The sequence below is a fragment of the Pelosinus sp. UFO1 genome, assembly GCF_000725345.1.
Taxonomy (GTDB): domain Bacteria; phylum Bacillota; class Negativicutes; order DSM-13327; family DSM-13327; genus Pelosinus.
Genome location: NZ_CP008852.1, coordinates 2,594,552 through 2,606,120, shown reverse-complemented (window position 1 = coordinate 2,606,120; position 11,569 = coordinate 2,594,552). Strand labels below are relative to the sequence as shown.

General features: G+C 38.6%; 13 protein-coding genes. All 13 read left to right on the top strand.

The window, feature by feature from the left end; translation table 11 throughout:
• The first annotated feature begins 43 nt into the window (after nt 1–43).
• Genes UFO1_RS24085 through UFO1_RS12245 form a run of 13 tightly spaced genes read left to right on the top strand, consistent with a single transcriptional unit; the run spans nt 44 to nt 11,566 of the window.
• Nucleotides 44–376 carry a DUF2190 family protein gene (locus tag UFO1_RS24085; RefSeq protein WP_051788924.1) on the top strand — a complete coding sequence of 111 codons (333 nt, stop codon included), beginning with the start codon at nt 44–46 and terminating at the stop codon, nt 374–376.
• Between the two features lie 45 nt (nt 377–421).
• Entirely contained in the window at nt 422–778 is a 357-nt protein-coding gene (locus UFO1_RS12295) for a hypothetical protein (RefSeq protein WP_038671161.1), read from the top strand.
• Nucleotides 778–1,317: a hypothetical protein gene (locus UFO1_RS12290; protein ID WP_038671159.1), complete on the top strand. Its 540-nt coding sequence runs from the start codon at nt 778–780 to the stop codon at nt 1,315–1,317. Before UFO1_RS12295 ends, UFO1_RS12290 begins: the two co-directional genes overlap by 1 nt.
• The gene (locus UFO1_RS12285) at nt 1,317–1,796 is read left to right on the top strand and encodes a hypothetical protein (protein ID WP_038671157.1); all 480 of its coding nucleotides are present in this window, start codon (nt 1,317–1,319) and stop codon (nt 1,794–1,796) included. Before UFO1_RS12290 ends, UFO1_RS12285 begins: the two co-directional genes overlap by 1 nt.
• Nucleotides 1,797–1,805: 9 nt before the next feature.
• Entirely contained in the window at nt 1,806–2,750 is a 945-nt protein-coding gene (locus UFO1_RS12280) for a phage tail tube protein (protein WP_038671155.1), read from the top strand.
• Nucleotides 2,751–2,771: 21 nt separating this feature from the next.
• A complete protein-coding gene (locus tag UFO1_RS12275; protein WP_038671153.1) occupies nt 2,772–3,137 on the top strand; it encodes a hypothetical protein in 366 nt (121 codons plus the stop codon).
• Nucleotides 3,138–3,142: 5 nt separating this feature from the next.
• A complete protein-coding gene (locus tag UFO1_RS26205) occupies nt 3,143–3,448 on the top strand; it encodes a DUF1799 domain-containing protein (protein WP_084159932.1) in 306 nt (101 codons plus the stop codon).
• Nucleotides 3,448–6,792: a phage tail tape measure protein gene (locus tag UFO1_RS12270; RefSeq protein ID WP_038671151.1), complete on the top strand. Its 3,345-nt coding sequence runs from the start codon at nt 3,448–3,450 to the stop codon at nt 6,790–6,792. The genes UFO1_RS26205 and UFO1_RS12270 overlap by 1 nt, the downstream gene beginning before the upstream one ends.
• Nucleotides 6,792–7,430: a DUF2460 domain-containing protein gene (locus tag UFO1_RS12265; RefSeq protein WP_051788923.1), complete on the top strand. Its 639-nt coding sequence runs from the start codon at nt 6,792–6,794 to the stop codon at nt 7,428–7,430. Before UFO1_RS12270 ends, UFO1_RS12265 begins: the two co-directional genes overlap by 1 nt.
• Nucleotides 7,427–8,290: a DUF2163 domain-containing protein gene (locus UFO1_RS12260; RefSeq protein ID WP_038671149.1), complete on the top strand. Its 864-nt coding sequence runs from the start codon at nt 7,427–7,429 to the stop codon at nt 8,288–8,290. Before UFO1_RS12265 ends, UFO1_RS12260 begins: the two co-directional genes overlap by 4 nt.
• On the top strand, nt 8,287–8,727 hold the full coding sequence (locus UFO1_RS12255) for an NlpC/P60 family protein (protein WP_038671147.1): 441 nt from the start codon (nt 8,287–8,289) through the stop codon (nt 8,725–8,727). The genes UFO1_RS12260 and UFO1_RS12255 overlap by 4 nt, the downstream gene beginning before the upstream one ends.
• Nucleotides 8,727–11,222, top strand: a complete 2,496-nt coding sequence (locus tag UFO1_RS12250) for a phage tail protein (RefSeq protein WP_038671145.1) — start codon at nt 8,727–8,729, stop codon at nt 11,220–11,222. The genes UFO1_RS12255 and UFO1_RS12250 overlap by 1 nt, the downstream gene beginning before the upstream one ends.
• Complete coding sequence (locus UFO1_RS12245) at nt 11,222–11,566, top strand: DUF2793 domain-containing protein (protein WP_051788922.1); 345 nt, start codon at nt 11,222–11,224, stop codon at nt 11,564–11,566. The genes UFO1_RS12250 and UFO1_RS12245 overlap by 1 nt, the downstream gene beginning before the upstream one ends.
• The last annotated feature ends 3 nt before the right edge of the window (nt 11,567–11,569 follow it).

The following is an 11,569-nucleotide window of genomic DNA, read 5'->3' as shown; positions in this document are numbered from 1 at the left end:
CGTAGTATTTACGGCCTATTAAAATTAGGAGGAATTAAATAATATGGCTAAAGAATTTACTTTTATGCAAGATGATAGAAGCATTGACTACACGGCTACAGCAGATATTGTGGTAGGACAAGTAATTCCGTTAGGGAAGATATGTGGCATTGCATTAACTAATATTGCTAACGGCGCAACAGGTGCAGTATTGCTAGAAGGAATCGGAACATGCCCATCCGCAACTGGAGTTAACTGGGGTATTGGCGATGAGTTATTCTGGGATGATACAGCTAATAAGATTACTAATGTTTCAACAAGTAATACACATATCGGATACGCTATGAATGTGAAAGCAACCGCAGATACAACAGCAACTGTGCTGCTTAACTATTAAAGAGGGGGATAATCCCTCTCTTTTCTCCTATCTAGGAGGTGTAAAATGAATTTAAAAGATTTAATGATAGCTGACTTGGATATCATCATTTTTAATCCTAATGAACATGCTGAGAGTGTTTTATATAACAATAACGCAATTTTGGCCATAGTAGAGATTGGTGAGGATAATGCTAAAGGTAATACTTTTGGACAGCAAGGAACATCTGATAGGGCATTTTTTGAGGTTCAGGAATCAAATTCAATAAAACAACCAGACGGATCAGTTACTACTGTTATTCTTGATCCGAAACTAGGCGATACGATTACCTATGAAAACAAAACTTGGAATTATGCTCACATAGTTAATTATTCCGCTGGAGTATACCGTATCGAATGCACTGCAAATGAGAGTGCAATGTAATGGCAAACATGAAAATAGACATATCTGACGGAGCTACACCATTTTTACAAGATATGATTAAAAACCAGCCTGTATGGATTCGTAAGGGCATGCAGGCAGCTGGTTTATTTGTCCGTAAAGAAATAAAAGATGGCATTAAAAGTGGTGCGCCTGGTGGAGTAAGATACGCAAAATTTATGCCTGCGGAAATGAGGGCAAAACTTGAAAAAACAAACAAAAAAACATTTGGGGTACTTGGTAAAATGGCGAGTGCCGTAAGAGCAAAATATGATCCTGCTGATTTGTCAGAATCAATTGGGTGGATTTCAAATTCAGCAATCAAACGCGGTGAAAAAATTGAAGCAGGACAAGTAAGGACAATCACGCAGAAAATGCGTGATTATTTTAAATCTAGAAACGTTCCTTTATCAGCAAAACCAGCCATGATTATCCCTGCTCGTGAGACATTTGATCCTATGCGCAAGGCTCTAGAAGGAAAGATCAGTCCAAAGGTAGAGGATAAGATATTTGAGTATATCAATAAGTCAAGAGGTGTGTAATGTTTATACCGACAATTAAGGTTACTGATATTTCCGAGCGGTGGCGCGTAGCTATTAGGGGAAGTGCAGAGATAGAGGCATTTTGTCAAGAAAAATACGGCAAGACATTTAAATTGTATGATGGCTATGATGAAAAGAGCCCGCCTATAGCTGACGATTGTCCATATATAGTTTTACTGCCTGGATCAAAGTTAGAAGGTGCAGGAAAACCAGAAAATACATATATGGCGACTATTGCATGGTGCATTTATAACAAAAATCCTATTGTTTCAGGAAACGATATCTCATACCCAGGACTCGTTGAAACAGATACACTTGGACAACTAATACTGGAGACAGTAGCAGAATTAAATCCAAGTTACCCAGTCAACGAGGCTGATTATGATATTGACCCAGGTAGCAATTTCCCACAGTACCCAGGGAGGATGAATTTGACGCTAAACATGCAGGTGACAATGGGTACGAAATTAGAGTATTAGGAGGTAAATATGACACAAGCACAAGGTTACCGTGGACAGCTGGCAATGGATTTTGAGACAACTTATAATACGACACCAGCGGTGCCAAACGGTATTTTAATGCCAATCCAATCATCAAAAGTTAAATCGAAACAAAATCTTTCGGAAGATAAAACAATAACAGGGAGACGTGATCCTGCTCAACCAAGTATGGGGTTTATTGACGTTTCAGGATCAATTGCAGTGCCAGTGGATGAACTAGGTATTGGGTACTGGCTTAAAGCGATTTTTGGAGATCCAGTGACAACGGGAGCATCAGAACCATATACACATGTTTTTAAACCTGGTCTAAGCCAACCATCATTAGTGTTAGAACAAGCATTCCCTGACATTGGCCAGTATTTTTTATTTAACGGGTGTAAGGTTGGAAAGTTTGGGATCAGCTTTGGTGGAGATGGTGATTTAACTGCTAACATTGATGTTATGGGAGCAAAAGAAACGATCTCTAATGCAAGTTTTGATACAACGCTAACGCCTATTCCACTTACTAAATTCGGTAACTTTCAAGCATCGATTACGGATAATGGAGTATCATTAGCGGTTGTCACAAAAGCAGATCTTAACTTAGATATGGGACTTGACGGTGACACGTATGTTTTGGGTAGTGGTGGCTTTAGGGGAAGTGTTAATGAGGGAATTATTGGAGTATCCGGTAATGTAACAGCTTTATTCACGGATGCTACCTTGTTAAACAAAGCCATGGCAGGAACAACATCAAAAATAGCATTAAAATTAACAAATGGCACGCACTCATTAGAATTTAAAATCCCTGAACTAATGTATGAACGTAATAGCCCAACAATTGACGGCCCGAAAGGTGTTGTAGTGGAATTGTCATTTAAGGGGTTCTATCGTAACAGTGTGGAAAATGCAGTAATCGTCGTAACGTTAGTTAATGGACAAGCAACATATTAATAAAAAGGATGGTAGTTTAAAATGGCTGAACAAGAAATTAGAGAATTAGAACTAAAAGAGGCAAAAGAGCGGGAAGAAAAACGCGAAGCGCAAGAAGCTAGAAATAGAGAGATTTTACTTGAGCTAATAGCAGCTGGGACTGTGCCAGAACCACGACCGCTCACAAGAAAAGAACGTAAGGCTATGGATGAAGCGGGTTGCAATTTTAGCAAACCTAAAACTGGTGAAAATAGAAAGTTTGGAGAATTAATTGAAGATACTTACGACTGGATCATTGACAACATCTACCCTGGACAGCTTGATAATGTAAGTAACAACATAGCAAATTACATTGCACTTAGAACTTACAATATGACATATAATGATGATTTAGCAATAAAAAACTAAGAAGCATTTGGGAGTGGTATCTGCAAAAGGCAGAGTATTGCGAAGTATGCCAAAAGGCTAAGCTTAATACTGACTGCCCCAAGTGCGAAAATAAATGTCCTAATTTATTTTTCGAAAACAAAAGGATATGGGGTATTTGGAAAAACATACAGACTCAGTGGCGAGTAATTGATGGCGGCGTAATCGGTTTAGATTATACCGCTATTAATTTTGTCATTGAACTCCTAGATGTAGATCTAAACCCTGCTGATTTTGCGAAATTAAGATTGCTGGAACGTATGACAATTGATAATTCGCGAAAGGAGAAATAATGGGAGCAAAAGATGTACAAATAAAAATAGTGGCATTTGACCAAGCGAGCGGTGCATTTAAACAACTAGAAGATTCCGTAGCGCGAGCCACGCAGCAAGTGTCAAATATGAGCCGTGTTTCATCTAGTAGCGCGGTTTATAATGCCGCTGGAGTTGCTGCTGGAGTTATGGCCTATAATGCCCTTAGTTCAGCAGCGAGTGGTGCCATGAATATGACACTGAATTTCAGCAGAACCATGGAAACAAATGAAATTGGTATTGCGGGAATTCTCATGTCCATGACTACGCTAAATGGCGAGACAATGCAGTGGGGCGATGCAATAAGTATCTCAAAGGATACTATGCGACAGTTGAATGATGAGGCTCTAAGAACTGCTGCCACGTCAGAAGAAATGGTTAATACTTATCGTGGACTATTAGGCCCAGGTCTTGCCGCGAAAATGACCATGCAGGAAATTGTACAATTAACTAGTACGGGTGTAAATGCAGTTAAGTCTCTAGGGTTGAATAACACTCAGTTAGTACAGGAATTGCGTGATTTAGTACAAGGTGGCATACAAGCATCCAGCAGCACACTAGCCACTGCTTTAGGACTTAAAGACAAAGATATTAAAGCAGCAAAGGAATCTTCTGAGGGGTTATTCAAGTTCTTAATGGCTCGTCTCGAAGGTTTTAAAGTAGCTAGTGAATACACTCAAAACACATTTTCTGGGAAAATTGATCAAATCAAAGAGGGTATCACTAGACTTGGATCTACTGGAACAGTGCCTATATTTGATGCAATTAAAAATCAGCTAGGTGAAATTGGAAATAAACTTATCACCATAAATGCAGAAACAAAGGTAGTGGAAATAAATCCTGAACTGCAAAAAGATTTAACCAATATATCAACAAAAATCGTAAAAATAGGTGATGATCTACAGGAGTTATTTTTACCAGTTACTACAGTTGCTGTTCCTGCCCTTAAAGTTGCAGGTACGGCAGCGGGATGGGTTTCTGACAATGTGGTCGCTGTAGGTCGTGGGCTTGCTACATGGTATGTCCTGCAAAATATAGCAACCATGTATACAAATGTTACAGCTGCCACAAATGGAGCAGTAGCGTCGAATAGTCTGCTAGGGCGTACCGTAATGGCGACAACAACAGCATATGCCGAACAAGGTATCTTGGCACAAAAATTCATTGCACAAGAAATGGCTATGGTCGAAGGAGCAGCAGCAACTATCATTGCTGCTGAAAAAGCAAAAGCAGTAGCCAAGAAAGAAAATGCAATCTTATCGGCTGGTATTTTAAGAGCAGAGGAATCAGGTAATGTTGTTCTTGCTGGACAAATACGTGGCCTTGCTGCTGATTATATTAAATTAGGCGTAACAGCAGAAGAAGCGGGACTAATGCAATTGCAAGCCGCTAAAATGGCAAAGGACGGTAATTTTTTACTAGCAACGCAATTAATCGCTGTACGGGATGCTCATTTAGCCACCATTGTAGCTGCAAGGGAAGCCCAAGTTGCCGCGGTCACAGGTGCAGGGGCCATGGGTAATGCAGTGAGAAGTTTAGGGAAAACTGTTCTAGCCCTTGCAGGTGGATGGTTAGGTGTTGGAGTAGCAGCTGCTTGGGCAACGAGCGTAGCAATTGACTACTTCAAAAATCAGAACCGTATTGATAGCTATAATAAAAAAGCTGAAGTATTTTATGAAGATGGGAAGTATTACAAAAATCAAGAAGTTGAACAAGAAGAGTATACCAACAAGGGATTTATTCCTAAAAAAGAGATAGTTAAGAAAACTGTTAGAGTTGAATTAACCCCTGATGAATATCAAAAGCAATATAGCTATGATCAGACTAGAAAAGATATGGAAGAAGGAAATACCCCGCCAATACCTGCAATGCCAAATATTGACCCTAATGCCTTAGGATTAAAATTTCCTGGAGCAGAAAAAGATAATTCTGCAAAAGAAGCAAGAGCAGCTGAAAAGGCTTATGAAGAATCTCAAAAACTCAACGATAAAATAGCCGATATGATGGCGAAACTCAATGAAAAAATAACAGAAGAATCAAGCACTACTTTCGAATTATCATCAATGAAACTCAAAGATGAACTTGCAAACATGCAACGTGATCTTGATAAATCAGCCATTGATTTTGGGAAATACGGAATAGAAACACAAGCCGTTAGAGATAAAATGGTTGAGTATGAAAAAATAGCCACAGCTAAAATAAACAAAGTATGGAATGAGTCATGGACTGCTTTAAAAAATAATGGTGCATTAATGGGTGCTCAAATACTCAATGACAAACAAGCACAAGCCGAGGCTGAATATCAAATTGAGTTGGAAAAAATCAGAAAAGAAAAAGAAGAACGTGAGAAAGAAGTTGGAAGAAAAGGCGATGGATACGAAAATGTACAAGCAAAAATTAATGAAGAGATTGATCAGAAAAAAGAGCTTGCATTAATTGCCCGTAATAAAAAAATCCGTGATAATAAACTACAGCAATATGATTTGGACGTGCAGCATAATAACATGCTAAGACAGCTTGAAGGGAAAACATATGCTGAAATTGATGCATTAAATCGGCAGGCATTGCAGTCTAAGATTACCGCAATTGATGCTGAAATAACGGCAGCAACTACCTCCAAGGAAGACCGGGTTAAGCTTGAACAAGAAAAAGTAACCGCCACCGAACAATTGCAACAAATATCAGGGCGCAACATGACTACTGCAGCAAGCGAAGCTATACGAAGAATCAAGGATCAGCAAATTGATTTAGCTGACAACATGGTGCAGACATGGAATAACGTTAATAGTAAGACTTCGGATCATTTTAAAAACATGCTTACAGGAGTAGAAAGTCTAGGAGAAGGTATTAAAGGAACGATAAAAGATATTTCGACATCTATAGAAAATATGTTCGCTGAAATGGCTTATCAACAATTGATTTTTCAACCTTTGCAAAATTGGTTTAGTAATATTTTAAATAGTTTTTCGAGCGGGACAGGTAGCTCAAAAACACCAAAAATAAGTGACTATGGACAAAATCAATTAAATAAGCTTAGTGTGAAAAAATTTTTTGCAAAAGGCGGTTCTTATCCTGGCGGTTTAGCCTTAGTCGGTGAAGAAGGTCCTGAATTAATTAATTTTAATCGCGGAGGGTATGTGCATACTGCTAATGAAACTAGAAATATTCTAAGTGGCGGTCAATCACAGCAAAGACAAAGTCAACGACCAGTGGTTGTGAATATGAATGTTTCAACACCTGATGCTGGATCATTTAGGCAATCACGCAGTCAAGTTGGTTCAGCTGCCGCAAGAGGTATGCAACGGGCATTTAGGAGGAATGGATAATGTCGGATTATATAATACCAAAACCATATACATCCAGTAATTCATTTCATGAAATAAGGTTTCCTGAAGGAATCAGTTATGGCGCAGAAGGTGGGCCAGAATACTCCACTGACATCATGACTACTTCTTCAGCTAGTGAGCAGAGAAACCAAAACTGGGAATTTGGCAGATGTAAATATAATGTTGCCCATGGTGTTAAAAATGAAAAGGATATTACAAAGTTAATTACCTTTAGGCGGTGTAGAAAAGGCAGAGCATATGGTTTTAGATATAAAGATTGGTCAGATTATAAAGCGGTAAATCAAATCATCGGTACCGTAGATGTAGTTCCCTGTCAAATGCAACTATTAAAAAAGTATATATCAGGAGAGGAAAGCGAAACCCGCATCATTCGAAAGCCCGTAGAGGGGACAGTCATTTTATATGCCGCAGGAAATTATATAAATACTGGGATTACGATTAATCATAAATCGGGAGCAATCACTATCACCAATACCAGTTTAATCGGCAAACTTATTACCGCTGATTTTGAATTTGATGTACCAGTTCGTTTTGATGCAGATTATATTCCCACCAGCATTGAGGATTTTAACAACTATTCAATGTCGGAAATATCGCTGATTGAGGTAAAAATATGATTTCATGGCTTCAAAATGAAGTTACGACAATCGCATGGTGTTGGAAATTAACCCTTGCAGATGGTGCTATTATGGGATTTACCAGTCATGATCAGGATATATTGATAGGCGGAGTAACCTATGAAGCAGCTACTGGATTTACTCCAACAGCCGTGGAAACATCCCGTGATATGGCAGTTGACAACTTGGATGTAGACGGAATGATAGATAGCGAGAAAGTAACAAAAGAAGATATACTAACAGGACGTTATGACGGGGCTGCAATTCAAATATTCTTATGTAACTGGAAAAATACAAATGATCCTATACGTGTGATCCGCCGTGGAACATTAGGACAAATATCCATGGGAAAACAAGCATTCACAGCTGAAATAAGAGGTTTAATGCAAGCGTACCAACAACAATCGGGCGACATATACCAAAAAACATGTAGAGCTACCATAGGAGACGCAAAATGCGGTAAAAGCTTAACCAGTTATACTTTTATAGGACAAGTTATAGCAGTGCATGAAAACGGTACATTTGATACCAATTTAGTAAATATAGATAAATACTTTGATTACGGCCTATTAGAGTTTACCAGCGGAAATAATAATGGCAAATCATTTGAGATTAAAGAATATAAACAGATTAATGGTAAGATTATGACATTTCTTCCTGTAACATTTACCGTTGCAGTCGGTGATACATTTAAGTGTATTGCCGGATGTGACGGTAATTTTTCAACGTGTAAGAATAAATTTAATAATGTCATTAATTTTCGCGGTGAGCCACACGTACCTGGGAATGATTATGCAGCCAGTTATCCGTCACAGGGATCTGCTAATACTGTATCTGAAGGGAGCAGTGTAAAAAGATGAATCGAGATGAAATAATAAAGACGGCAAGATCATGGATCGGCACAAAATGGCAACATCAACAAAGTTTAAAAGGTGTAGCTTGTGATTGTATCGGATTTGTGCGCGGAATATATAAAGAAATAACAGGAATTAGTATTGCTGATAATGTAGATTATCCGCAAACGGCATTTTACTATTGTCGTGAAGAAAAAATGTATCCTGAGATTCAAAAACATCTAAAAGAAATATCAGTTAGGGAAGTAAAACCGGGAGATATTTTGACATTTGCCATGAAAGAAAAATTCCCTGATCACCATCTAGGAATAGTATCATATGATGGATTTTTTATTCATGCTTGCGGTGACTTTGGAATTGGAAAAGTCATAGAAACGAGAATGGATGAAAACTGGCAGAAGCGCATCCGGCACGCATTTCAATTTCCTGGAGTAGTAGATTAATGGCAACTATTTTATTTACAGCGTTAGCGCAAGGATCAGGATGGAATGCGTTTTGGGTAGGAGTTGCGACAATGGCTGGAAGCTATGTCGATCAAAATTATCTCTTCCCACAAAAAATTGAAGGGGCAAAGATGTCAGGATTACAAATCCAAACATCAACATACGGAAAAAGCATTGGAAAAATATATGGAGGTGCTGCACGAGTTGCTGGAAACATCATGTGGGGTACGAAATATGTAGAACATAAAAAAACGAGTCGACAAGGTGGAAAAGGAGGCGGTGCGAAAGTAACAACCTACACTTACAGTGTCTCTTTCGCAGTAGCAATTGGTAAAGGGCCAATCAATCGTATTAAACGTGTATGGGCTGATGGGGCAGCATTTCCTTTATACGAATCAAAATACGTAGTAACAGGAGAATATAAGAATAAACTTACTTTTGCAAGTGTAGATTCTCAAACCACATCAACATGGACGCTTACAGCAAAAAACGTTGATAGTTCGCAAGTTTTAGGTGTTAAGGATAGTAGCGGTATAGAATATGCGGATGCTCATTTTGGAACCTATTATAGTAATGGATTTGTGTCGTTCATTATTGATAAAAAATCTACCGAGGATACGATTCTAGATGGTGCAACATTTATACTGAAGGTTGAGCCACATACAGCAAAACATGAATTTACAATCCATTCAGGTACAGAGGACCAATTACCAGATAGTTACATGGAATCAATCGAGGGCACTGGGAACGTACCTGCTTATCGAGGGTTAGCCTATATTATCTTTAAAGATATCTATACAGATGACTTTGGTCGTAGAATCCCAAATTTTACATTTGAAATAGAAATAGAAAGAAATGGGTTAAGCGAAGTCATAAAAGAAATAACTGTTGAATCTGGTCTAGAGCAATCTGATATAGACACTACAGATCTTGAAGGGATTACAGTCAATGGTTATAGTGTTGAGCGTGCTAGTAGTGGACGTGATAAAATTGAACCATTAATGTTAACGCATTTATTCGATGGTGTAGAACGAGATGGGAAAATATATTTTCGTCAGCGCCACGCTGAAAATGCATTAATCATCCCATATGAAGATATGGGGGCCTATGAAACAGAACGCACAGAACCTCTAAAAATTACAATAACGGACGAACTTGAATTACCTAGAAGTGTAACTGTAAAATATGTATCACCAGATTTTGATTACCAAGATCAAACAATATCTAGTAAACGTCAATTAACTAGTGGGAAAACAGAATCATCAATTGATTCAGGCCTAGTAATGACGGATTCGCAGGCGCAAGAACTAGCGGATACTAAACTATATGAGGCATGGATAAATCGCACTGCCTACGAGACAGTTCTAGGAAGTAAATATGCCGATGTATTACCGGGTGATGTGCTAAAACTTGAAGATGAACTAGGAAACTTATATCCTTGCATCGTGGCTCAATCATCTTTTGGAAAACCGGGGTTAAATAAAATATCAGCAGTGGCAATTGCAGGTACTATTTATGAACGAGTGGAGAGAGTCATTGATCCTAGTACAGTATTAGGTGAAGGAGATGCAGCCACACAAGTATATTTTGAGTTTATAGATATACCAAAATTACCTGGAGATACCAGCGCGACAGATTCGATTTATTTTGCAGCTACTGGTCAAGTTTACGCAGGAGTCAACATCTTTAAAACGTCCGATGATGGATCTACGTATGACCTGTTACAACAACACACGGCAAACGCAATAATGGGATATGCAATTACTGAATTAGCCGCAGGAGCTGAACATTTCTGGGATAATAAAAATACGATAGATATTGTTTTAATTAACGGAACATTGGAATCTAGACCAGAAATAGATGTACTGAATGGCTATAATGCAGCAGTAATAGGAAATGAAATAGTGCAGTTTACTACAGCTACGCTTTTGAATACCGACACTTACAGGTTGTCAGGATTATTGCGTGGTAGACTAGGTACCGAGAGTAAAATTAGCCAACATGCAATTAATGAGCGATTTGTATTACTAACGTCCAATACTTTAGGCAAGATTACATCAAATAGTAGTGATTGGTATACAGCAAGGCAATATCGGATTGGACCAACCACACAGTCAGTTGACGATTTAACATACACAAATACGACATTTACGGACAATGCAACAATGAGTAAACCGTTTGCACCTTGTCATGTAGAGGGAGTGAGAAACAGTAATGGAGATATTACTTTGACATGGATGCGTAGAACTCGCTATGACGGTGAGTGGAAGGACCTTTCAGATGCTCCCCTAAACGAAACATCTGAGAAATATGAAGTCGATATTATGAGTGGTAGTACAGTAAAAAGGACAATAGCAGTTACAGCAAAAATAGCAACATACCCTGTCGCTAACCAAATAACTGATTTTGGTAGTGTACAAAGTAATATCACCGTTAGAATTTATCAAATTAGCGAAACTCGCGGAAGAGGAACAGTAAGGGAGGAAATTATTTAATGTCAGATAAAACACCAAACTTGGGACTGCCCTATATCGTGCAGTCGCAGGCACAAAAAGAAGTTACACATAACCAAGGATTGAATCTGCTAGACTTTTTGGTAGACCGTACCGTAAAAGATAAAGATATGACAGCTCCGCCAGCGTCTCCATTAGAAGGAGACGCTTATATTATTCCATCAAGTAGCACTGGTGTATGGGCGGGGAAAGATGGACAGATAGCACAGTTTATTGGTGGAGCGTGGGATTACTACATTCCGCGTCAAGGATGGTTACTCTATGTAATAGATGAAGATAAGTATTATAAGCGTGGATCATCAACTTGGTTGATTACGGCAATATAAGGA